The organism is uncultured Plantibacter sp., assembly GCF_963518075.1.
Taxonomy (GTDB): domain Bacteria; phylum Actinomycetota; class Actinomycetes; order Actinomycetales; family Microbacteriaceae; genus Plantibacter; species Plantibacter flavus_A.
Genome location: NZ_CAUQHZ010000002.1, coordinates 77653 through 101168 on the forward strand (window position 1 = coordinate 77653; position 23516 = coordinate 101168).

At 69.8% G+C, this 23516-nt stretch carries 20 protein-coding genes; 14 read left to right on the forward strand and 6 right to left on the reverse strand.

Annotation, left to right across the window (positions count from 1 at the left end; genetic code table 11):
• Positions 1 to 123: 123 nt before the first annotated feature.
• Complete coding sequence (locus tag RWN05_RS04125) at positions 124 to 2328, forward strand: acyltransferase family protein (RefSeq protein WP_314138661.1); 2205 nt, start codon at positions 124 to 126, stop codon at positions 2326 to 2328.
• Here the strand turns inward: RWN05_RS04125 and RWN05_RS04130 are convergent.
• From RWN05_RS04130 to RWN05_RS04145, 4 genes are read right to left on the reverse strand one after another with little or no spacing between them, the layout of a single operon-like run.
• Positions 2308 to 3981 (reverse strand): ABC transporter ATP-binding protein, encoded by a 1674-nt coding sequence (locus RWN05_RS04130; RefSeq protein WP_314138663.1) that lies wholly within the window; start codon positions 3979 to 3981, stop codon positions 2308 to 2310. The two genes, RWN05_RS04125 and RWN05_RS04130, sit on opposite strands and share 21 nt — an antisense overlap.
• Positions 3978 to 4856, reverse strand: coding sequence for an ABC transporter permease (locus RWN05_RS04135; protein WP_314138665.1), 879 nt, complete (start codon positions 4854 to 4856; stop codon positions 3978 to 3980). Before RWN05_RS04135 ends, RWN05_RS04130 begins: the two co-directional genes overlap by 4 nt.
• Positions 4853 to 5830 carry an ABC transporter permease gene (locus RWN05_RS04140; protein WP_399542871.1) on the reverse strand — a complete coding sequence of 326 codons (978 nt, stop codon included), beginning with the start codon at positions 5828 to 5830 and terminating at the stop codon, positions 4853 to 4855. The genes RWN05_RS04135 and RWN05_RS04140 overlap by 4 nt, the downstream gene beginning before the upstream one ends.
• Entirely contained in the window at positions 5827 to 7500 is a 1674-nt protein-coding gene (locus tag RWN05_RS04145) for an ABC transporter substrate-binding protein (RefSeq protein WP_399542872.1), read from the reverse strand. The genes RWN05_RS04140 and RWN05_RS04145 overlap by 4 nt, the downstream gene beginning before the upstream one ends.
• 154 nt (positions 7501 to 7654) lie before the next feature.
• Between RWN05_RS04145 and RWN05_RS04150 the strand changes: the two genes are divergently transcribed.
• From RWN05_RS04150 to ndk, 5 genes are all read left to right on the forward strand, one after another.
• On the forward strand, positions 7655 to 8305 hold the full coding sequence (locus RWN05_RS04150; protein WP_079002317.1) for a TetR/AcrR family transcriptional regulator: 651 nt from the start codon (positions 7655 to 7657) through the stop codon (positions 8303 to 8305).
• Positions 8306 to 8544: 239 nt separating this feature from the next.
• Positions 8545 to 11913, forward strand: a complete 3369-nt coding sequence (ileS, locus tag RWN05_RS04155; protein WP_079002318.1) for an isoleucine--tRNA ligase — start codon at positions 8545 to 8547, stop codon at positions 11911 to 11913.
• Positions 11903 to 13282 (forward strand): folylpolyglutamate synthase/dihydrofolate synthase family protein, encoded by a 1380-nt coding sequence (locus RWN05_RS04160; RefSeq protein ID WP_079002319.1) that lies wholly within the window; start codon positions 11903 to 11905, stop codon positions 13280 to 13282. The genes ileS and RWN05_RS04160 overlap by 11 nt, the downstream gene beginning before the upstream one ends.
• On the forward strand, positions 13279 to 13653 hold the full coding sequence (locus tag RWN05_RS04165; RefSeq protein ID WP_167620455.1) for a DUF4233 domain-containing protein: 375 nt from the start codon (positions 13279 to 13281) through the stop codon (positions 13651 to 13653). The genes RWN05_RS04160 and RWN05_RS04165 overlap by 4 nt, the downstream gene beginning before the upstream one ends.
• A gap of 2 nt (positions 13654 to 13655) precedes the next feature.
• A complete protein-coding gene (gene ndk / locus RWN05_RS04170; RefSeq protein WP_064295600.1) occupies positions 13656 to 14072 on the forward strand; it encodes a nucleoside-diphosphate kinase in 417 nt (138 codons plus the stop codon).
• 87 nt (positions 14073 to 14159) lie between these two features.
• Here ndk and RWN05_RS04175 read toward each other — a convergent pair whose 3' ends face one another.
• Entirely contained in the window at positions 14160 to 14759 is a 600-nt protein-coding gene (locus RWN05_RS04175; protein WP_314138669.1) for a vitamin K epoxide reductase family protein, read from the reverse strand.
• Between the two features lie 312 nt (positions 14760 to 15071).
• Between RWN05_RS04175 and RWN05_RS04180 the strand changes: the two genes are divergently transcribed.
• A complete protein-coding gene (locus tag RWN05_RS04180) occupies positions 15072 to 17486 on the forward strand; it encodes an Rne/Rng family ribonuclease (protein ID WP_314138670.1) in 2415 nt (804 codons plus the stop codon).
• 10 nt (positions 17487 to 17496) lie between these two features.
• On the opposite strand, the gene RWN05_RS04185 is transcribed toward RWN05_RS04180, so the two are convergent.
• A complete protein-coding gene (locus tag RWN05_RS04185; protein WP_079002323.1) occupies positions 17497 to 17787 on the reverse strand; it encodes a DUF4031 domain-containing protein in 291 nt (96 codons plus the stop codon).
• A 335-nt stretch (positions 17788 to 18122) separates the two neighbouring features.
• Here RWN05_RS04185 and rplU point away from each other — a divergent pair, with 335 nt between their 5' ends.
• The 7 genes from rplU (at position 18123) to nadD (ending at position 23349) form a co-directional block, all read left to right on the forward strand.
• Complete coding sequence (gene rplU, locus RWN05_RS04190) at positions 18123 to 18431, forward strand: 50S ribosomal protein L21 (protein WP_079002324.1); 309 nt, start codon at positions 18123 to 18125, stop codon at positions 18429 to 18431.
• Between the two features lie 20 nt (positions 18432 to 18451).
• Entirely contained in the window at positions 18452 to 18709 is a 258-nt protein-coding gene (gene rpmA / locus RWN05_RS04195) for a 50S ribosomal protein L27 (protein ID WP_056006626.1), read from the forward strand.
• Positions 18710 to 18800: 91 nt separating this feature from the next.
• Positions 18801 to 20375: a GTPase ObgE gene (obgE, locus tag RWN05_RS04200; RefSeq protein WP_071260832.1), complete on the forward strand. Its 1575-nt coding sequence runs from the start codon at positions 18801 to 18803 to the stop codon at positions 20373 to 20375.
• Positions 20372 to 21151, forward strand: a complete 780-nt coding sequence (gene proB, locus RWN05_RS04205; RefSeq protein ID WP_079002325.1) for a glutamate 5-kinase — start codon at positions 20372 to 20374, stop codon at positions 21149 to 21151. The genes obgE and proB overlap by 4 nt, the downstream gene beginning before the upstream one ends.
• Positions 21152 to 21193: 42 nt before the next feature.
• Positions 21194 to 22462, forward strand: coding sequence for a glutamate-5-semialdehyde dehydrogenase (locus tag RWN05_RS04210; RefSeq protein ID WP_079002326.1), 1269 nt, complete (start codon positions 21194 to 21196; stop codon positions 22460 to 22462).
• 49 nt (positions 22463 to 22511) lie between these two features.
• Positions 22512 to 22721 carry a hypothetical protein gene (locus tag RWN05_RS04215; RefSeq protein WP_064295593.1) on the forward strand — a complete coding sequence of 70 codons (210 nt, stop codon included), beginning with the start codon at positions 22512 to 22514 and terminating at the stop codon, positions 22719 to 22721.
• A gap of 10 nt (positions 22722 to 22731) precedes the next feature.
• The gene (gene nadD / locus RWN05_RS04220) at positions 22732 to 23349 is read left to right on the forward strand and encodes a nicotinate-nucleotide adenylyltransferase (RefSeq protein WP_255376693.1); all 618 of its coding nucleotides are present in this window, start codon (positions 22732 to 22734) and stop codon (positions 23347 to 23349) included.
• The last annotated feature ends 167 nt before the right edge of the window (positions 23350 to 23516 follow it).

The following is a 23516-nucleotide window of genomic DNA, read 5'->3' on the forward strand; positions in this document are numbered from 1 at the left end:
TCCTGCTGATATGTGCGGCACCGTGTCTGCGTGCCTGAGTGTGTGGGAACATCCCATGCTATCGCAGGGGACCGGGAGGTCGCCGGACCGCCGACCGCCATCCTCCGCCGATAGCATCGGACCGTGTCGACCAGAGCCGTCACCGGACCCGTCAGAGCCGACCTCCAGGGCCTTCGTGCCGTGGCGGTCTCGCTCGTCGTGGTGTTCCATCTCTGGCCGGGGCTCATACCGGGCGGGTTCGTCGGCGTCGACGTGTTCTTCGCGATCTCCGGGTTCCTCATCACGGCGCACCTCCTCGACGAGGTCGAGCGATCCGGTTCGGTCCGACTCGGGCGGTTCTGGGCCCGGCGCGCACGACGGCTGCTCCCCGCCGCACTCACCGTCCTCACCGCGACCTTCGTCGCGAGCTGGTACCTCGCGCCGCTCGGGGACCTGCCCCGGTTCCTGCGCGAGATCGCGTGGTCGGCCCTGTACATCGAGAACTGGGCGCTCGCCGGATCCGCGATCGACTACCTCGCGGCGGAGGACGCTCCGTCGCCGGTGCAGCACTTCTGGTCGCTGTCAGTCGAGGAGCAGTTCTACCTCGTCTGGCCGATCCTGGTCCTCGGCGCCGGCTGGCTCGCCGTGCGGGTCGCCCGTCGCTCGGCTGCGCCGACGGTGCGGCGTCGGGGCGTCGCGATCGCGATCGGACTCGTCTGCATCGCGTCGGCCGCCTGGTCGGTCGTCTTCACCGCGCAGGACCCGTCTCCGGCCTACTTCGCGACGACGACGAGGGCCTGGGAGTTCGCCGCCGGGGGACTGACGGCGATCATGGTCGCCGAGGGGGCCCGGCGCGGCTGGGGGCTGCGGGCGGGTGGGCGCACGGTCGTCGCCTGGCTCGGCTTCGCCGCGATCGGGGCGGCTGCCGTCTGGTATTCGGGGGAGACACCCTTCCCGGCGTTGACCGCGGCGCTGCCGGTGGGCGGGACGATCGCCGTGATGGCGGCCTGGGCCCCGGACGTCCGGTGGTCGCCGACCGCACTGCTCGCCCGGTCGCCGATCCAGTGGCTCGGCGACCGCTCCTACGCGGTCTACCTCTGGCACTGGCCCCTCATCGTGTTCGGCGGGATCGTGCTCGGTCGTTCGGCCACGGTCCCCGAGCAGCTCGTCCTCCTCGTCATCACCGGCGTCCTGGCGGAGGTGACGACGCGGTTCGTGGAGCGCCCGATCCGGTTCGGGCGTGTCGCAGCTTGGCGGCCACGACGGGTCATCGGCGCGACCGCCCTCGCGATGAGCGTCCTGTCGATCGCCTCGATCGGGGTGCTCCCCGGTGCCGAGGCACGCGTCGCGGCCGAACAGCAGCGCATCGAGACCCTGGTCGCGACCCCGTCGAACTGCCTCGGTGCCGCAGAGCTCGTCGATGCGGCAGCGTGTCCGCGGGACGACGGAGCGTCATCGGACGGCAGGGAAGGCTCCGGTGGCGAGACCTCGCGCGACGGTTCCTCGGCGTCTCCCGGGGATGAGACCCGCGGGGTCGTCATTCCCGACGCGTCGCTGGCCGACCTGCCGCCGGACCGCTGCATCACCGGCATCCGAGCCGCCGCGTTCGAGGTCTGCGCTTACGGCGCCGGCGCGGAGCAGGCGACGAGGACGGTGGCGCTCATCGGGGACTCGCACGCCGAGCAGTGGTTGCCGGCGTTCGCGACGGCTGCCGAGACGAACGGGTGGCGGCTCCTCGTCGCGGCGAAGAGCTCCTGCCCGTTCAGCGACGCCGAGCGCACGGAGCCCGGGACGAGCGCGGCGGTGCTCGCCGAGATGCGCGCCGGGTGCCTGAGCTGGAACCGCGACGCCCTCGAGCTGCTGCGGCACGAGCCGGGGATCGACACGCTCGTCGTCTCGGCGCGCGCCCGGAACCCGGTCGTCGCCGAGGGGGACCGCGACTGGCGGGAGGTGGCTGCGGAAGCCTATGCGGAGCGCTGGGCGCTCGTGCCCGAGACGATCGAGCAGATCGTCGTCCTGCGCGACACCCCGACGATGGCGGACGACGTGCTGGAGTGCGTCCGCGACGACGCTGCTCCGGAGGACGGGTGCGCCCGGGACCGGAGCGACGCGCTCTCGGAGGATCCGCAGTACGAGGCCGCCCTCGCGAGCACCGACCCACGGGTCCGTGCCGTCGACCTCTCGGACGCCCTGTGCGCGTCCGATCGGTGCTCGCCGGTGATCGGCGGTGTCCTCGCGTACCGCGATCACCACCACCTGAGCTGGGTGTACGCCGAGACCCTCGCGCCCGTCGTCCAGGCGGTGCTCGACCGGATCCCGACGCCGGACTCAGACCGCGTCGCTCCCTGATGCCGCACCCGGCGCGATGAGGCGCGGAGCGTCGGCTGCCAGTCGGGCGGTGTAGGGGTGGGCCGGGGCGGTGAAGACCTGCTCGGCGTCGCCATGCTCGACGACCCGCCCGTGCTGCATCACGGCGACGCGGTCGCTCATGTGGCGGATGACGCCGAGGTCGTGGGAGATCAGCAGGTAGCTGAGGCCGTGGCGTCGCTGCAGCTCGTCGAGGAGGTCCAGGATCCTGGCCTGGACGGTGACGTCGAGCGCGGAGACGGGTTCGTCGAGGATGAGCGTCGACGGTCGACTCGCGAGTGCCCGGGCGATCGCCACGCGTTGCCGTTGCCCGCCGGAGAGCGTCCGCGGGCGAGCGCGGGCCAGCGAGGGATCGAGGCCGACGTCCGCGAGGAGACGGCTGATGTCGCGAGGTGCGGCCGCGCGTCCACGAACGGCGTCGGCGAGGATGGCGTCGACGCGCCAGCGTGGGTCGAACGAGCTCAGCGGATCCTGCGAGACCCAGCCCAGACGGTTCCGTCGTGGACGACGCGCTCGCTCGGGGAGCTCCGACCACGGTTCGCCCTCGAAGAGCACGGCTCCCGACTGCGGTGCGGTGAGACCGAGTGCGATGCGGGCGAGGGTGGTCTTGCCCGAACCGGACTCGCCGACCACGCCCAGGGTCGTCCCCGGTTCCAGGCGGAGCGAGACCTCGTCGACCGCCACGATCGGCGAGGCGCTCCGGCCACGCTCGAAGCTCCGGGTGACGGATCGGAACTCCAGCGCTGGTGCATCCGATCCGGTCTGCGTCGTCGGACGGGTGCGCGTCGTCGGCTGTTCGGCCACCGGGGCCGCGTCGACCGGCTGGTCTGCGCTGAGGCGCGTCCCTCGAGCGCGGTCGGTGGGGACCGCGGCGATGAGGGCTCGGGTGTACGGGTGTGTCGGCCTGGTCAGCACCTGCTCGGCCGGCCCCTGCTCGACGACGACACCGTGCTGCATCACGACGAGGTGGTCGGCGATCGACGAGACGACGGCGAGGTCGTGGCTGATCAGGAGGAGGCCCGCCCCGCGCCGCTTGACGTCGTCGAGGAGGCCGATGACACGTGCTTGGACGGTGACGTCGAGCGCGGTCGTCGGTTCGTCGGCGATGAGGAGGTCGGGGGCCAATGCGATCGCCGATGCGATGAGCGCGCGCTGACGGAGTCCGCCGGAGAGTTCACCGGAACGTTGGCCGATGCGCGAAGCCGGGTCGGGCATGCCGACGGATTCGAGGAGTTCGAGCACCCGCCGGGTGCGGGCGGTCCGGTCGAGGTCGGTGCCGAGTCGGAGTGCGTCGTCGATCTCGCGGCCGATCGGTCGCAGGGGGTCGAGCGACACCAGCGCGTCCTGGAGGACGAGTCCGATGCGACGCCCGCGCAGGCGTCGCCAGGCCGATGCTCCGAGTCCGCGGAGATCGGTGCCGTCGAAGTCGAGTCGAGCGGCCGTCACCCGCGCCGATGCGCCGGCGAGGCCCAGGAGCGATCTGGCGGTCACGCTCTTGCCGGAGCCCGACTCGCCGACGATCGCGACGCAGGTGCCGCGCTCGACCTGGAAGGAGACGCCGGAGACGACGGCGTCCCCACTGCCGAATCCGACCGTCAGTGCTTCCACCTGGAGCAGTGGCGCGGAGTCGCTCATCGGCCGTCCTCCCGAGATCGGCGCTGGAGACCCCGGCCGAGGACCGTGGTGGACAGAGCGGTCGCGACGATCATCAGACCCGGGAACGCCGTGAGCCACCACGCCGTCGCGAGGTAGGTGCGTGCTGCGGCGAGCATGGCACCCCACTCCGGCGCGGGTGGTTGCGCCCCGAGCCCGAGGTAGCTCAGGGCGGACGCCCAGACGACCGCCTGTCCGATGCCGAGGGTCGCGAGGACGAACAGCGGGGCGACGGCGTTCGGGAGGATGTGTCGGAACAGGATCCGGGCCGGCCCGTGCCCGAGCACTCGCGCGGCCTCGACGAAGTCGGAGGAGCGGACCTGGAGCAATTGACCGCGGATGAGGCGCGCGTAGCCCGACGCAGTCGACAGGCCGACCGCGATCGTCGCCGTGACGGGGCCGGGCCCCGCGATGACGATCACGAGGAGCGCGAGCAACAGGCCGGGGAACGCGAAGAGCACCTCGAGGACGCGTCCCACGGCGAAGTCCGCGATCCGGCCGCCGACTGCGGCGATCGTCGCGAGGACCGCTCCGAGGATCAGTCCGATGGCCGTCGCGGCGACGCCGATGAGGAGCGAGGTCCCCGCACCGTGCACGACCCGGCTCCAGACGTCGCGACCGGACTCGTCCGTGCCGAACCAGTGCGCGAGGGAGGGCGGCGAAAACGCGGCCCGCGGGTCGACCGCCGTCGGTGACGCTGTCGCGAACAGCTGGGGGGCGAGCGCACAGCCGAGCAGGAACAGCACCACCACGGCCGCGACGATCTCGGGTGCGCCGAATCCCGACGAGCGGCGCCGTCCGCGGCGGACCCGGGCGTCGGGGCTTCCGGATGTCGGGGTGATCGCGAGCCCGCTCATGAGCCGGACCGCCGGATCCGGTCGCGTGGGTCGAGCAGCTCCGCCGCGAGGTCCGCGACGAACATGACGACGACGTAGGCCACCGCCGAGCTCAACACCACGCCGGTGACCACCGGGACATCACGGACGGTCACCGCTTGGAGCAGTGTCCGTCCGAGACCGGGCCGGGCGAAGATGGTCTCCACCACCACCGCGCCGCTGATGAGGTACCCGAAGGCCCATCCCGACAGGTTCACCGCGGGCACGGCGGCGTGGCGTAGGCCGTGCCTCAGCAGGAGGCCGGTGGTCGATTCACCACGGGCGGCTGCGGAGACGGCGAACGGTGCGCTCCCCGCGTCGAGCAACGGTTCCCGCATCACCTGGGCCAGGAACCCGGCGACCGGGATGGCCAGGGTCAGCACCGGGAGGATGAGACCGACCGCATCACCCGTGCTCACCGGAGGGAGCCATCCGAGCCAGGTGCTGAAGAGTGTGATGAGGACGGTCGCGAGCCAGAACTGGGGGAGCGACGCCGCCACGAGCTCGACGGCCGATCCGAGGGCCGCTGACACTCGCCCACCCCGGGTCGACCAGACCGCGAGGCCGAGCGCCAGGAGCCAGGCGACGGCGAGCGACGCCGTCGCCAGCACCAGCGTGCCGCCGAGCTGTTCGCCGAGCACCTGGGCAACCGGCGTGCGGAGGGACGCCGACTCGCCGAGATCCCCCTGGACCAGTCGGACCAGTTGCGCCAGGTACTGCACGAGGAGCGGCTGGTCCAGGCCGTACTGCTCGCGCACCCGCTCGAGCGCTTCCGCCGAGGCCTGGGAGCCGGGGCCACCGAGATAGGCCTGCGCCGGATCGCCGGGGATCAGCCGGACGGCGAAGAAGGTGACCGTCGCGACCGCCCAGAGCACGAACACCGCACCGGCCAGACGCGCCCCGATCCGCCCGGCCAGGCGGCGGAGGTCGCGTCCCGAGCGGCCGATGGAGCTCACTCCACGAGCCAGGCGTCCCCGAAGACCGGCGTCGACACCGTCGGCAGTGCGCGGACGCCCTGCAGCGAGGTGCTCAGCAGGAAGTGGTTCTGCTGGTCGTAGAGCGGCAGGATGTAGTAGCCGTCGAGGATGATCTGCTGCGCCTGCTCGTAGAGGAACGCCCGCTCCTCGGGATCGAGGGTGTCGCTCGCCTGCTTCAGGATCTCGTCGAGCGCGGGGTCGTCCAGCTGGGCGTGGTTCGCGAAGTAGCCGCTCGGCGCCGGAACGATGCCCGAGGAGTCGTAGAGCACGCGGAGCACGTCCGGTCCCACCTTCGTGTACGGAGCGCTGACGGCCTCGTAGGCGTTGGAGCCGAGCGCCTCGTACCAGCTCGACAGGTCGAGCAGCTCCAGCTGCACGTCGAAGCCGGCGTCACCGGCTCCGGCCTGGATCTGCTCGAAGAGCGACTGTTCGGCCGGGATCGACTGGTTCGTGCTGACCGGGAACCGCACGGTCAGCCGGACGCCGTCCTTCGTCCGCACGCCGTCCTCGTCCTTCTCGGTCCAGCCGGCCTCGTCCAGGAGCTTGTTGGCCGCATCGAGGTCGTAGCCGAACAGGCTCTCGTCAGAGTAGGCGGTCGCCTCCGCACTCGACAGCGGCGAGTAGGAACGCTTCGCCGTGCCGAAGAACAGGGACTCGATGCCGGCGTTCACGTCCGTCGACCGCACGAAGGCCTCACGCACGCGCTGGTCGTCGAACGGCGCCTGTCCCGCGTTGAGCTCGATGCGGTTCGAGGCGCCAGGACGTGGTGCGTCCAGATCGACGATCGTCTTCGAGTCCTTCGCCTGCGCGATCGTGTCGGGCTGCGCGTTGTCGATGATGTCGACGTCGCCGCTCTGCAGCGCCGCGAAGCGCGACGCGGAGTCGGGGATGAAGCGCCACGTGATGCCGTCGAGGTACGCCGGACCGTCGTTCGCGGCATCACCCGGTGCCGAGTCGTAGGCGTCGTTCCGGACGAGCGAGACGTGGTCCTGCTTCACCCACTCGTCGATGACGAACGGCCCGGTACCGACCGGAGCGTCGCAGTTCGCCGCTTCACCGCGGGCGATCCCCGTCGGGGACTCCATCGCCGTCCACGGCTGCGACAACGACTCCAGGAGCGCGCTGTCGGGAGCGGAGAGCGTGAACCGGGCCGTCGTGGCGTCGACCGCCTCGACCGACGCGACCTTGCCCACCGCGAGGTAACCCGTGGACGACTTCGTCGCCGGGTCCTGCAGGTGCTCGATGTTCGCCTTGACCGCCGCCGCGTCGAACGGGGTGCCGTCGGTGAAGGTCACGTCCGACCGCAGGGTGAACTCCCAGGTCAGACCGTCCTCCGACGTCGTCCAGGACTCGGCGAGCCACGGGATGATCTCGCCCTTGGCGTCTCGCGAGACGAGCGGCTCGAGGAACTGCGCACTCAACAGGGCCTGTGGGTAGTTGCCGCCGACATGCGGATCGAGACACGTGGGCTCGGCGTCCCCGCTGGCGTACACGAGGGTCCCACCGGCCTTCGGCGTGCTCGACGCGGCCGGCGTCCCCGGTGCACACGCCGCGAGCAGGACCGCGAGCGGAACGAGCGCCGCGGCGATGTGCAACGGACGACGCGAGGACGCCGGGCGCCGACGGGCAGGGGAGGGGGATGCGGGCACAGGGACTCCAGAAGACGATCGACCGGGTGCTGAGGGCCCGGTGGCGGCGTCGGACGAATTATTGGACGCCGTCTCGGAACCAGCATAGAGCCTCAGCACCACGCCCCGACCCCTCGCACGACGGCTAGGCTCACAGGCGGCGGAAGGAGCCCCCATGTCACGACCACCGGCACGGAACGCCGTCGGCAGACCCCGACGATCCTCCCGACGCGTCCTCGAGGAGGCGGCCGCCGAACTCTTCCTCGAACAGGGATACCCCGGCACCACCGTCGACCAGATCGCGAGCCGCGCCGGCGTCAGCCGCAACACCTTCTTCAACTACTTCGGCTCCAAGAGCGACGTCCTCTGGGTCGACGTCGACGCCGCGCTCGCCGGACTCGAACGGGCGCTCGCCGCAGGCGGGGAAACCCCCGCGACGGATGTCGCCGACGCCATGCCGTCACTGCAGGCCGCCCTCCTGGGCATCGCCGAGGAGCGCTCGAACGGCGCCGTGCCCTGGGCGCTGACGCAGATCGAACTGATGGACACCGCCTGGGAGCTGCAGGCGTCCGGCCTCGAACGGCTGCTGCGTCTCCAAGCCGTGCTCCGGGTCTCGCTCGCGCGCCTCGCCGTCCGCGCCGACGAGCTGACGATCCGGTCCGCCGCAGCGGCGCTCGCCGGCGCGATCGTCGCCGGCGCCGGGGCCTGGGCGGCTGCAGGCGTCGGCCGGGGCGAGCTCGGCGACTACCTCCGCCGCGCGATCGCTCCGGTGGTGGACGGGTACGGCCGCGCCGTCGCCCGGGTCGAGGGGCGGAGTTCCTCGTAGCCGACCCTCCGCGGAGCCGCTCCGCAGGCTGTACGATTGGACCATCGACATCGATCCGGACATCACCGGGGAGTCCTCGGCAGAACAGCGACCGCCCAGCGGGAGCCCAGTAGAACCGAGCGGGTCAGGCCCGTCACAGCCGATGCAGAGCGGCCGTTCCAGTGGAGCGGCAAGCGGGGTGGTACCGCGTCGGCAGTGCCGGCGTCCTCGCAGGACCCACGAGACCTGCCAGGAGAACGATGAGCTACCCGAAGTCCCAGGAACCGACCCCAACCGAGTCGGCGTCGAACGGCGCGGCGTTCGGCGTGACGCCGTCGCCCAGCTTCCCGTCGATCGAGGAGGGGGTGCTCGCCCGTTGGGCCGCCGACGGCACCTTCCAGGCCTCCATCGACCAGCGCGAGGGGGCTGCGGAATGGGTGTTCTACGACGGCCCGCCCTTCGCGAACGGACTTCCGCACTACGGTCACCTCCTCACGGGCTACGCCAAGGACCTCTTCCCCCGGTTCCAGACGATGCGCGGCAAGCAGGTGCACCGCCGGTTCGGCTGGGACACCCACGGCCTCCCCGCCGAGCTCGAGGCGGAGCGACAGCTCGGCATCACCGACAAGCGCCAGATCGACGAGATGGGGCTCGCCGCCTTCAACCAGGTCGCACGCGACTCCGTCCTCCGCTACACGGAGGAATGGCAGGACTACGTGACGCGCCAGGCGCGCTGGGTCGACTTCGAGCACGACTACAAGACCCTCGACGTGACCTACATGGAGTCGGTCATCTGGGCCTTCAAGCAGCTCCACGACAAGGGCCTCGCCTACGAGGGCTACCGGGTGCTGCCCTACTGCTGGCGCGACCAGACGCCGCTCTCCAACCACGAGCTGCGGATGGACGACGACGTCTACCGCTCCCGCCAGGACCAGACCGTCACCGTCACCTTCCCGCTGGTCGGTCCGAAGGCCGAGAGCCTCGGCCTGACCGCCGTCCGCGCGCTCGCCTGGACGACCACGCCCTGGACCCTGCCGACGAACGCCGCGCTCGCCGTCGGGCCCGACATCGAGTACGCGGTCGTCCCGGCCGGCCCGAACGGCACCCCCGACGCCACGGTGCTCCGGGAGGAGGGCTCCGCCCACGCCGACACCGAGGTCCTCGGCGGCGAGTACCTCATCGCCTCGGCGCTGCTCGGCAACTACGCGAAGGACCTCGGCTACGACTCCGCGGCCGAGGCGCAGGCCGCCGTCTCCCGGACGGTCGTCGGGCGCGAGCTCGAAGGCGTCTCCTACGACCGCCTCTGGGACTACTACGCCGACGCCGAGTGGGGCATGGAGCAGGCCTGGCGCATCCTCGTCGCCGACTACGTGTCGACCGAGGACGGCACCGGCATCGTGCACCAGGCCCCCGCCTACGGTGAAGAGGACCAGAAGGTGTGCGAGGCCGCCGGCATCCCGGTGATCGTCTCCGTCGACGACGGCGGGAAGTTCCTCCCCGAGGTGTCCGACGTCGCCGGTCTCCAGGTCTTCGACGCCAACAAGCCGCTCACCCAGCTGTTGAAGGCACAGGGACGCCTCCTGCGTCAGGCGAGCTACGAGCACTCCTACCCGCACTGCTGGCGTTGCAAGCAGCCGCTCATCTACAAGGCGGTGTCGAGCTGGTTCGTCCGCGTGCCCGAGTTCCGCGACCGCATGGAGGAACTCAACCAGGAGATCACCTGGGTGCCGGAGAACGTCAAGGACGGGCAGTTCGGCAAGTGGCTCGCGGGTGCACGCGACTGGTCGATCAGCCGCAACCGGTACTGGGGTTCGCCGATCCCGGTGTGGAAGAGCGACGACCCGGCCTACCCGCGCATCGACGTGTACGGCTCGCTGGACGAGCTCGAGGCCGACTTCGGCGTACGCCCCACCGATCTGCACCGCCCGTACATCGACGAGCTCACGCGGCCGAACCCCGACGACCCCACCGGCCGGTCGACGATGCGCCGCATCACCGACGTCCTCGACGTCTGGTTCGACTCCGGATCGATGCCGTTCGCCCAGGTGCACTACCCGTTCGAGAACCGCGAGTGGTTCGACTCGCACAGCCCGGCGGACTTCATCGTCGAGTACATCGGCCAGACGCGCGGGTGGTTCTACCTCCTGCACGTGCTGTCGACCGCGCTGTTCGACCGGCCGGCGTTCACGAGCGTCGTGAGCCACGGCATCGTCCTCGGCAGCGACGGCCAGAAGATGTCGAAGTCGCTGCGCAACTACCCGGACGTCAACGAGGTCTTCGACCGCGACGGTTCCGACGCCATGCGCTGGTTCCTCATGTCGAGCTCGGTGCTGCGCGGCGGCAACCTCGTCGTCACGGAGGAAGGCATCCGTGAGGGCGTCCGACAGGTGATGTTGCCGTTGTGGAACACCTGGTACTTCTTCTCGCTGTACGCCAACACGGCGGTGCCTGGTGGCTACGACGCCGTGTGGCGCACGGACTCCACCGACGTCCTCGACCGCTACATCCTCGCCAAGACGCGTGAGCTCGTCGTCACCGTGACCGACCACCTCGAGGCGTTCGACGCGACCCTCGCAGCGGCCTCGCTGCGGGACTTCGCGGACGTCCTGACCAACTGGTACGTCCGTCGCTCCCGTGACCGTTTCTGGTCGACCGACGGTGGCGCCTTCGACCGCGACGCCTTCGACACGCTCTACACCGTCCTCGAGACGTACTGCCGGGTCACCGCTCCGCTCCTGCCGCTCGTCACGGAGCAGGTCTGGACCGGCCTGACTGGCGACCGCAGCGTGCACCTCACCGACTGGCCGGAACCCGAGGCGTTCCCGGAGGACGCGGCACTCGTCGAAGCGATGGACCGGGTCCGCGAGGTCTCCGGCGTCACCCTCGCCCTCCGCAAGCAGGCCGGTCTCCGTGTCCGGTTGCCCCTGGCATCGCTCACGGTGGTCACACCCGACCCCGCGTCGCTCGCACCGTTCGAGGCGATCCTCCGAGAGGAACTCAACCTCAAGGCCGTCTCCTTCGCCGAGCTGACCGACACCAGCGGCACCGAGTTCGGTGTCACCTCGCGCCTCTCGATCAACGCCCGCGCGGCGGGTCCGCGCCTCGGCAAGACGGTGCAGCAGGCGATCAAGGGCGCTCGGAGCGGCGACTGGTCGGAGGTCGACGGCACGGTCACGGCCGGCGGCATCGAGCTCGTCGACGGTGAGTACGAACTCGTCATGGAGGCCTCCTCGGGCGCCGCCGGTGGTGTCGCACTCGCGCTCCTGCCCTCGGGTGGATTCGCCCTGCTCGAGACCACGCTGACGCCCGAACTCGAAGCGGAGGGACTCGCCCGCGACGTCATCCGCGCCGTGCAGGACACCCGGAAGGCGGCGGATCTGCAGGTGAGCGACCGGATCCGGCTCCAGCTCCGATTCGAGGACGACGCCGACGAACGTGCGGTGCGCAGCGCCCTCGACGTGGTCGACCTCGCCGGCGACACCCTGGCGACGTCCCTGACCTGGTCGGACGTCGAGGCGCAGGCTGGGGCGTCGGGCTTCGCCCAGTCGTTCGCTGCCGGGAAGTTCGGCAACGCCGGAGCCTTCACCGTGACCGTTGCGCGTGCAGAGGAGACCGCCCATGTCCGATGACCTGATCCCCGGAGACGAGCTGTCTGCGGCCGATGCCGCCGACGCCGTGTACCGCGAACTCCTCGAACGGCTGGGGGAGGCACAGCCGCAGCCGCGTCTCGGTGCGACCAAGCGGGCGCTCGAGCTCCTCGGCAACCCTGAGTCGTCCTTCGCGATCATCCAGATCGCCGGGACGAACGGCAAGACGAGTACGGCGCGCATGATCGAGAGCATCCTCCGTGCCCACGGGCTCCGCACCGGTCTCTTCACGAGTCCGCACCTCGTCCGGTTCACCGAGCGCATTGGGATCGACGGCGAGCGGATCTCGGACGAGGCCGTCGCCAGGAACTGGGACGACATCAAGCCGTATCTCGCGATGGTCGACGCCGAGCTCACGGCGGCCGGTGAACCCGCGCTGACCTTCTTCGAGGCGCTCACCGTCCTGGGCTTCGCCTGCTTCGGCGACGCCCCCGTCGACGTCGCCGTCGTCGAGGTGGGGATGGGCGGTGCCTGGGACTCGACGAACGCCGCCGATGCCGAGGTCGCCGTCTTCACGCCCATCGACCTCGACCACGTGCAGCGGCTCGGCAAGACGATCGCCGAGATCGCGCGCACCAAGGCCGGCATCATCAAGCCCGGAGCGCAGGTGGTCTCGGCCGCTCAGCACCCCGACGCGCGTCAGGCGATCATCGACGCCGCCGCCGCGGTCGACGACCCGGCCGTGTTCGAGGGTGAGGAGTTCGCCCTCGTGCAGGACGCCGTGGCGGTGGGCGGACAACTCATCACCGTCCGAGGACGCGCCGGCACCTACCCGGAGCTGTACCTCCCGCTCTACGGGGACCACCAGGGACGGAACGCGACGCTCGCGATCGCCGCGGTCGAGGCGTTCCTCGGCGGAGCGACCCAGCCGATCGCGGAGGACGTCCTCGCGGAGGGCCTCACCGAGGTCGCCTCCCCGGGGCGTCTGCAGCTCATCGGCACCGAACCGACCGTGCTCGTCGACGCGGCGCACAACCCGCACGGCGCCGCGTCCCTGGTCGCCGCACTCGGCAGCTACTTCGACGTCGACGAGATCGCCTTCGTGGTCGGCATCCTCCAGGACAAGGACGCCGCCGGCATCCTGACGACCCTGGCGCCCGCCGCATCCGGCTTCTTCTTCACCCAGTCGGAGTCGGAGCGGGCGATCCCCGCCGAGGAGCTCTCGCGCCTCGCGGCGTCGCTCGACCTGCCGGCGTCGACCTTCGCCGACACCCTCGACGAGGCCGCGGAGGACGCACGGCGCTGGGCCGAGGAGGCGCCGCGCCGCCTGGTCGTGATCACCGGCTCGATCACCCTCGTGGGCGAGGCGATCGAGATCGCCGACGACCGGGAATGGAAGGCGACCGCATGAGCGGCACGGCACGGAGCCGGGCTCCACGGAGCATCAAGCAGACTCTCGGATCGATCATCCTGGGCTTCGAGATGATCGTCATGTTCCTCGGCGCGCTCGTCATCTTCGGGCTGAAGGCCCTCCCGGCCCCGGTCGCGTTGATCGGCGGAGCGGTGCTGTGCCTGATCATCGTCGCGACGATCCCGCTCCTGCGATTCCGCTGGGGGTATTGGCTGGGCTGGGCGGTGCAAGCCGCTATCGTGGCTACCGGCCTGCTCGTGCCGATGATGTTCCTCGTCGGCGGGATGGCCGCAGCCGTCTGGACCTATGCGATGGTCCAAGGCGACAAGATCGAGCGTCAGCAGGCGCTCTACCGAGAAGCGAAGGATTGACCGTGGCTGTTGAAGAAACCCTGGTACTCGTGAAGCCTGACGGCGTCGCACGCAACCTGACCGGCGAGATCCTCCGTCGGATCGAGGCGAAGGGCTATTCGCTCGTGGACCTGCGCATGGTCGAGCCGGACCGCGAGCTGCTGGCCGCCCACTACGCCGAGCACGAGGGCAAGCCGTTCTACGAGCCCCTCGTCGAGTTCATGCTGAGCGGTCCCGTCGTCGCGATCCGCGTCGCCGGCAACCGCGTCATCGAGGGCTTCCGCTCGCTCGCCGGCACGACCGACCCGACCACCGCCGCGCCCGGGACCATCCGCGGCGACTTCGGCCGCGACTGGGGCCTCAAGGTCCAGCAGAACCTCGTCCACGGTTCGGACAGCCCCGAGTCCGCCTCCCGCGAGCTCGCGCTCTGGTTCGCCTGACGCACCGACTCCGTACGACGAAGTCCGCCTCCGATTCCGGGGCGGGCTTCGTCGTGTGCGTGAGGCGGCCGTCCGGGCCGCCGCCGGCTACAGGTAGGACAGGACGTCGAGGCGCAGCTGGGCGATGACCGCCACGACGAGGTAGCACCCGAGCGTCACCACCACGATCCACGAGGACACGACCCCGGCGACGCGGCGGACGGCGGGGGACGCCGGTATGATGCCGTTCCGCAGGGTGAACTCGGTCACCGCGATGAACGAGGGGATCGTCACCGACCAGGTGACCATGCACCACGGGCACAGCGTGCCGAGGACGAAGATGCTCTGCGAGATCAGCCAGATGACGAATCCCAGCGCGCCGAGGAACCCGATGTTGAAGGCGATCCAGAACCACCGCGCGAACTGCGCACCGGCGAGGACCGCGACGCCGACGGCGATCGGGGCGATCCAGGCGGCGAGGCCGATGATCGGATTCGGGAACCCGAGGATGGCACCCTGCCAGGAGTTCAGGTTGACCCCGCACTGCACGAGGATGCTCAGATTGCAGCCGAGCTGGGCGTTCGGATCCTGCAGGAGCTGGAACTTGTCGAGGGTGAGCGCGAACGCCGCGATCCACCCGATGACGCCTGCGACGATGAGGAAGATCGCGAAGCCCCTGGGGCGCGCGTCGATGACCGGAGTTGACACGCCCTGATTCTCGCACGCCCGCCTGAACGGCGGCGGGACATGCCCGGGTGGTCCGTACTCAGGACCGTCGGCCCTGTTCGTGCGATAATCGTGGGGTGGTGCCCGAGCCGCGCTCGACCGCACGACACAACAGGCTTGTTGGGCAATGAGAGCCCAGGACCCGCCGGCACGTGCCGGCACGATCGTGAGAGCTCCGAGAGCCAGCGATCACACAGGATTTGCGAACGGCTGCAACCGCGGCCGCACGCACGAGACGAAGAACCGGAGGGTGGCGCGGCCACCGACCCGGCATAGGGGAGTACACCAGGAATGGTGAAAGAGCACACCGAGGATCCGGCCACGCCGGGGACCGAGCACGAACCGACCGACCAGCACCTCACGACGCCCGAGACGGCGGACGAGTCGACCAGCACCGAGGCGGACGCCCAGGCGGCCGGGCCCGACGAGCAGTCGGCACCTGCCGCACCGGTGCGTCCACCGACCACCATGCTGCTGTTCCAGGCGCCCGACCTGCCGCCGATCGTCCACCGCGACGACGAACCGCTCGAGGCCGAGCTCAGCTCGTCGAGGCGTCGCACGCGTCGTCGTGCCGGCGATGACGGACCGGAGCAGGGCGAGCGGGGTGGCGACTCGCGCCCCGACACCCGCAACGTGGTCAAGGTCCGCACGCCGCGTGAGCCGGAACTCATCACCGAACCGCAGAAGGTGCGCGGCTCGACGAGGCTCGAGGCCAAGAAGCAGCGTCGCCGTGACGGACGCGACGCGGGTCGTCGTCGTCCGGTCGTCACCGAGGCCGAGTTCCTCGCCCGCCGCGAGTCGGTCGACCGTGTCATGGTCGTCCGCTCCAAGAACGGCAAGACGCAGATCGGCGTGCTGGAGGACGGCGTGCTCGTGGAGCACTACGTCGCCAGGAGCCAGGAGGCGTCGCTCATCGGCAACGTCTACCTCGGCCGGGTGCAGAACGTCCTGCCCAGCATGGAGGCGGCGTTCGTCGACATCGGTCGCGGACGCAACGCGGTGCTCTACTCCGGCGAGGTCGACTGGGACTCCGTGGAGACGGGTAACCAGCCCCGCCGGATCGAGCTCGCGCTCAAGGGCGGCGACAAGGTCCTCGTCCAGGTCACGAAGGACCCGGTCGGACACAAGGGTGCGCGCCTGACGAGTCAGGTCTCGCTGCCCGGTCGGTACCTCGTCTACGTGCCGAACGGCTCGATGAACGGCATCTCGCGCAAGCTGCCCGACACGGAGCGCGCCCGCCTGAAGAAGATCCTCAAGGAGGTCCTTCCGGAGAACGTCGGCGTCATCGTCCGCACGGCCGCCGAGGGAGCGACCGAGGAGCAGCTCACGCTCGACGTCACGCGGCTGAAGTCGCAGTGGTCGGAGATCTCCCGTCAGATCGAGACGGTCCAGTCGCCGGCACTGCTGCACAGCGAGCCCGACCTGCTCATCAAGATCATCCGCGACGTCTTCAACGAGGACTTCCACAAGCTCGTCATCCAGGGCTCGGACGCGCTGCAGGACATCCAGAGCTACCTTCGCGGCGTCGCCCCCGACCTGCTCGAGCGGGTCGAGCCGTACGACGGCACGGGCGACTCCTTCGTCGACTACCGCATCGCCGAGCAGATCGAGAAGGCGCTCGACCGCAAGGTCTGGCTGCCGTCCGGCGGATCCCTCGTGATCGACCGCACCGAGGCCATGACGGTCGTCGACGTCAACACGGGGAAGTTCGTCGGTTCCGGCGGCAACCTCGAGGAGACGGTCACCAAGAACAACCTCGAGGCCGCTGAGGAGGTCGTGCGTCAGCTGCGGCTGCGCGACATCGGCGGGATCATCGTCGTCGACTTCATCGACATGGTGCTCGAATCGAACCGCGACCTCGTGCTGCGCCGCCTCGTGGAGTGCCTCAGCCGCGACCGCACGAAGCACCAGGTCGCCGAGGTCACCTCGCTCGGTCTCGTGCAGATGACGCGCAAGAAGCTCGGTCTCGGCCTGCTCGAGACGTTCAGCGAGCCCTGCGAGGTCTGCGCCGGACGCGGCGTCGTCGTGCACCACGACCCCGTCGTGAAGCATCGCCAGACGCCGCAGCCGGAGCAGCAGCGCCGGCGCGGCAAGGGTGGGTCACAGGGCGGCCAGCCGTCCTCGAACGGCCAGGGCGCCCAGCAGAAGCCGGCGGGACAGACGCACGGGATCACCGACGACGCGAAGAACGCGCTCGCCCTGATCGCGGCGCGCACGCTGCACCACGAGGAGCTCGCCGCCGCCGAGGCCGTGGCCGACGCCGTCGTGGCCGAGGCGCAGCACACGCAGTCCCAGCACACCGAGGCGCAGGGTTCCGAGGGGCCGGTCGCGGACGAGTCCACGACGTCACCGGAGGATCAGTCCGGGTCGCACGACGGTCGTCGGAGCCGGCGCGAGAAGCGGGAACCGCGTCGTCGTGGCGGTGACGGATCCCGCCGGGGTTCTTCGGAGGAACGCCCCACCGAGGCGCCGAGCGAATCCGCGGCCCCGACGTTGGCCTTGCTCGACCTGCCGATCGCACCGGTCGCCGACAAGCCGCGTCGCGCAGCCGTCGCGGACCCCGAGCACCTGCTCGAATCCGTCCTCGACGCGCTCCCCGAGCCGAAGCAGCCTGGCCAGGGTCGCGGCCGCAGCCGTCGGGTGTCCACCGCTTCTCTCGCGGGCGGACAGGCCGTCGGGTCGGACGGCGCGCAGCGTCAGGCCGAATAGTCCGGTCGCATCAGGACGGCGCGTCTCCTCGGGAGGCGCGCCGTTCGCGTGCGGTGATGCGCAAGCCGCTGGCGATGAGTCGACGGACGAGTTCGCCGCCGGTCACCGCGACGGCGCCGGCCGCCACGAGCGAGGTGTGGCGCTCGGCGGGGACGTCGTAGTGGTCGAGGTCGAACGATCGCGGCGGGAGCCCGGTGCGTCCGGCGAAGGCGTGCAGCTCCTCCAGGGAGCTGTCGCTCACCACGTGGGACCAGAGCGTGCCGTGCGCCGGCCACAGCGGGGGATCGATGAGCACCGTCATGCCACCATCCAACCATCGAGCGTCCATCGCGATTCCCGTCCGCGCTCGGACGCGCCGGGCACCCGGCCGGCGTTCAGGAGCCCCCGGGGTACACTGGTCGAGTGCGTCCGGTGTGGGAGCCGTGAGGAACAGCCTCGGTCACGAGGTTCTGTGCCCGCTGGTTTGACCTGGACTGCACGATGAAGTAAACTCGACCGTTGGTGTGCATTGAGTTTTCATTGCCACGCCCAACGGTTTTCTGCCATCAAGGTGTCCCACGTGTTCGAGCCTTTCCGAGCAGTAACTTCCAGCAACAGTCAGTCGGAGCGTTTCGCTCCCCAAAGAACGGGTACGTAGTGGTTTACGCAGTTGTGCGCGCCGGAGGACGGCAGGAGAAGGTCGAGATCGGAACCATCGTCACGATGGACCGGGTCAAGGCCGACAAGGATGGCAACATCGAGCTTCCCGCGGTGCTCCACGTCGACGGTGAGAAGATCATCTCCGACGCGAAGTCGCTCGCGAAGATCACGGTGACGGCCGAGGTGCTCGAGAACCTCCGCGGTCCGAAGATCATCATCCAGAAGTTCAAGAACAAGACCGGGTACAAGAAGCGTCAGGGGCACCGTCAGGAGCTCACGCGCGTCAAGATCACCGGCATCAAGTAAGGCATCGAGGAGAAGAAGAGATGGCACACAAGAAGGGTGCGAGTTCCACTCGCAACGGTCGTGACTCCAACGCACAGCGTCTCGGTGTGAAGCGCTTCGGCGGCCAGGTCGTCCTCGCGGGCGAGATCCTCGTTCGTCAGCGCGGCACGCACTTCCACCCCGGCGCCAACGTCGGTCGTGGCGGCGACGACACGCTGTTCGCCCTCGAGGCAGGCTCCGTGCAGTTCGGCAACAAGGGCGGCCGCAAGGTCGTCAACATCGTCGCTGCTGCAGAGTAGCAACAACGTCTTTCCAGCAGGGGGCGGGCTTCGGCCCGCCCCCTGCTGTCGTACAACCGAGTTCCATGATCCAGAGAGGGGCTGAGCGTCCATGGTCACATTCGTCGACCGGGTCACACTGCACCTGCGAGCGGGCGGCGGCGGCAACGGCTGCGTCTCCGTGAAGCGCGAGAAGTTCAAGCCGCTGGCCGGCCCCGATGGCGGCAACGGCGGACACGGTGGTGACATCGTGCTCGTGTCCGATCCTCAGATCACGACGCTGCTCGGGTACCACCGGTCACCGCACCGGAGCTCCGACACCGGCGGCTTCGGCATGGGCGACCACCGCAACGGGTTCCAGGGCGAGACGCTCATCCTGCCCGTCCCCGTCGGGACGGTCGTCAAGGACGTCGACGGCGTCGAACTCGTCGACTTCGTCGAGCCCGGCATGGAGTTCGTCGTCGCTCCCGGCGGCCAGGGCGGCCTCGGGAACGCGGCGCTCTCTTCGACCAAGCGCAAGGCCCCCGGGTTCGCGCTGCTCGGCACGCCCGGCTGGGAAGGCGATGTCCTCCTCGAGCTGAAGACCGTCGCGGACGTCGCGCTCGTCGGGTACCCCTCCGCCGGCAAGTCCAGCCTCATCGCGGCGATGTCCGCTGCGAAGCCGAAGATCGCGGACTACCCGTTCACCACCCTGCACCCGAACCTCGGCGTCGTCGAGGCCGGCGAGGTCCGCTACACCATGGCGGACGTCCCAGGGCTCATCGAGGGCGCCAGTGAGGGCAAGGGCCTCGGTCTCGAGTTCCTGCGTCACGTCGAGCGCTGCTCCGCGCTCCTGCACGTGCTGGACTGCGCGACGCTCGAACCGGGACGCGACCCGATCAGCGACCTCGACATCATCCTGGCCGAGCTCGCCGCCTACCCGGTACCGGAGGGGCAGACGCCGCTGGTAGAGCGCCCGCAGCTCATCGCCCTCAACAAGATCGACGTCCCGGAGGCGAGGGAGCTCGCCGAGTTCCTGCGTCCCGACCTCGAGGCGCGCGGCTACAAGGTCTTCGAGATCTCGACGGTCTCGCGCGAGGGCCTCCGACAGCTCTCGTTCGCGTTGAGCGAGCTCGTCGAGGAGAGCCGCGCCCGCGCAGCCCTCGAGGCCGCCAAGCCCCGGATCGTGCTGCGCCCGAAGCCGGTCGACGACTCCAAGTTCACCGTCACGGTCGAGGGTGGCACCTACGGCAACCTCTACCGCATCATCGGCGCGAAGCCGGAACGCTGGGTGCAGCAGACGGACTTCAACAACGAGGAGGCCGTCGGGTTCCTCGCTGACCGCCTGGCGAAGCTCGGCGTCGAAGAGGCGCTCTTCAAGGCCGGTGCCGTCGCCGGCGCGACCGTGATGATCGGTGCGGGTGGCGGTGTGGTCTTCGACTGGGAGCCCACGCTCACGAGCACCGCGGAACTGCTGACGCAGCCGCGTGGAACGGACCCGCGTCTCGACGCGAGCCACCGCCCGACGCGCAACCAGCGTCGTGACGAGTACTTCGAGCGCATGGACGCCAAGGCCGAGGCCCGTGCCGAGCTGCTCCGTGAACGTGCGGCCGGTCTCTGGAACGACGACGAGGGCTTCGAGGTCGGCTCCGTGCCGGCCGACGCACCCCAGGACGAGGGTGTCACGACGGAGGACGACGACCGGTGACCATCCACCAGCGCAGTGGCATCCCCTCGGCGCGACGCATCGTCGTGAAGGTCGGGTCCTCCTCGATCAGTGGCGACAACGCCGGGCAGATCACTGCGCTGGTCGAGGCGCTGGCCGAGGCGCACGCCCGAGGCACCGAGGTCATCCTCGTGTCCTCCGGCGCCATCGCGACCGGGATGCCCTACCTCCGCCTCGACGCCCGTCCGAGCGACCTGGCGACGCAGCAGGCGGCTGCCGCCGTCGGGCAGAACGTGCTGATCTACCGATACCAGGACAGCCTCGACCGGTTCGGCATCGTCGCAGGCCAGGTGCTGCTCACCGCCGGTGATCTCGAGAACCCCAGTCACCGGAGCAATGCCCAGCGGGCGATGGAACGCCTCCTCGGCCTGCGCATCCTGCCGATCGTCAACGAGAACGACACCGTCGCCACGCACGAGATCCGGTTCGGCGACAACGACCGCCTGGCCGCCCTCGTGTCGGTCCTCGTCGCGGCCGACGTCCTCGTCCTCCTGAGCGACGTCGACGCGCTGTACACCCGCCCTCCGCACGAAGCGGGTGCCGAGCGCATCGAGGAGGTCCCGTTCGGAGACACCCTCTCGGGCGTCACCTTCGGCGACATCGGCTCCGCGGGCGTCGGTACCGGGGGAGCGGGCACGAAGGTGTCGGCCGCCCGGTTGGCCGCCGAGGCGGGGACGTCCGTCCTCGTGACGTCGACCACGAACGTCGCGTCAGCCCTCCGCGGTGAGCACCTCGGCACCTGGTTCCAACCGGCGTGACGCGGAGAGCGTCCACCAGACGCCGCTGAGTAGAATCGACGCATGTCGTCGCCAACCACCACCGTGCTGCCACTCGCGGATCGTCTCACCGCTGCGAAGCGTGCTTCCCGGGTCCTCGCCCAGGCGACCACCGCGCAGAAGAACCGGGCCCTCGAGGCCATCGCCGTCGCGATCGTCGAGGGTGCGGATGCGGTCATCGCCGCCAACGAGCGCGACCTCATCGCGGGACGCGAGCAGGGCATCAGTGTCGGTCTGCAAGATCGTCTCCGCCTCGACCGGGGCCGCATCGACGGGCTCGCGGTGGCGGTCCGCGACGTCATCGCGATCGTCGACCCGGTCGGCCAGGTGGTCCGCGGAAGCAACACTCCGGACGGGGTGAAGCTCGAGCAGGTACGCGTCCCGTTCGGCGTGGTCGGCGCGATCTACGAGGCGCGCCCGAACGTCACGGTCGACATCGCCGCCCTCGCGATCAAGAGCGGCAACGCCGTGGTGCTCCGCGGCGGGTCGGCAGCGGAACACTCGAACGCGGTCCTCGTGGGGCTGCTGCGATCGGCACTCGAGTCCGTCGGCCTTCCCGGGGATGCGGTACAGACCATCGACGAGTTCGGTCGCGACGGTGCGAAGCAGCTCATGAACGCCAGAGGCCTGATCGACGTCCTCATCCCGCGGGGGAGCGCGTCACTCATCGAGACGGTCGTCCGGGAGTCGACGGTCCCCGTGATCGAGACCGGCGCCGGCGTCGTCCACGTGTTCCTCGACGAGAGTGCCGAACTCGACTGGGCGGTGGACATCGTCCGCAACGCCAAGGTGCAGCGCCCATCGGTCTGCAACGCGCTCGAGACGATCCTCGTCCACCGTGCTGCGGCCGCGCGCGTGCTGCCCGCCGTGCTCGGCGACCTGCGCGAGCACGGGGTGCTGATCCACGCGGACGAACGCGCCAGGGAGGTCTTCGCCGACGTCGTGCCCGCCGTGGAGGAGGACTGGTCCACCGAGCACATGTCGCTCGAGCTCTCGGTGCGCGTGGTCGACGACCTCGACGCCGCGCTCGAGCACATCGACCGATACTCCACCGGACACACCGACGCGATCATCACGAACGACGTGGTGAACGCCGATCGGTTCCTCGCCGAGGTCGATTCGGCCGTCGTCATGGTCAACGCCTCGACCCGCTTCACCGACGGCGCCGAGTTCGGATTCGGCGCGGAGGTCGGCATTTCGACGCAGAAACTCCATGCCCGCGGTCCGATGGGACTGCCGGAACTCACGAGCACGAAGTGGCTCGTGCGTGGTTCGGGCCACACCCGTCGGTAGTCGCTAGACTGGTACGGGCGTCACCAGGCGTCGCACAGAAGGAGAGATCATGTCGATTGCCGCGTCCGTCTTGGCCACCGCCGTCCTGGCTGAATCGGAGCACGCCGTCGAACTCGCCGCACCGACCTGGGTGTTCGGTGCGGTCGCCCTCGTGCTGTTCGCCATCCTCGGCGCTGTGACCTTCAGCTACCGCGACGTCGCCAACCGTCACGCCGACAAGGGCGAGTCGGCCTCCGCTCACGGCGAGCACGGCCACTAGGCTGTCCGGCGTGAGCGCGCCCGTCACCGAGACGACGACCCGTCGTCCTCGGATCGGGGTCATGGGCGGGACGTTCGATCCGATCCACCACGGGCACCTCGTCGCCGCCTCGGAGGTCGCGCAGCACTTCGATCTCGATGAGGTCGTCTTCGTCCCGACCGGCATGCCGTACCGGAAGTCGGGCGTGAGCGACAGCGAGCACCGCTACCTCATGACCGTGATCGCCACCGCAGCGAACCCCCGCTTCACCGTCAGCCGGGTCGACATCGATCGAGCCGGACCGACGTACACAATCGACACGCTGCGCGATCTGCGCCGCAAGCGTCCCGATGCCGAGCTGTTCTTCATCACGGGTGCCGACGCGATCGCCCAGATCCTCAGTTGGAAAGACGTCAGGGAGGTCTGGGACCTCGCTCACTTCGTCGCTGTGAGTAGACCGGGACACGATTTGAACGTTTCCGGATTACCACAGCACGACGTAAGCTTGTTGGAAGTTCCGGCCCTAGCGATATCGTCGACGGATTGCCGGAGCCGGGTGAGCAAAGGCTTTCCGGTCTGGTATCTGGTTCCCGACGGTGTCGTGCAGTACATCACCAAGCACCACCTGTATCGGAGTGAAGCCACATGACCGCGTTGCCAGAGGATGCGCCCCTGACCAGGCGACAGGCTCGAGCGAGCCAGCAGCCCTCGACGTCCGCTGACGAAGCGACGCCCGACACTGCTGCGCCACGGACACGACGCGCGTCGACATCCGAACCCGTCGCCGGGGGAGCGATCCCCGGGCGGACCACGTCG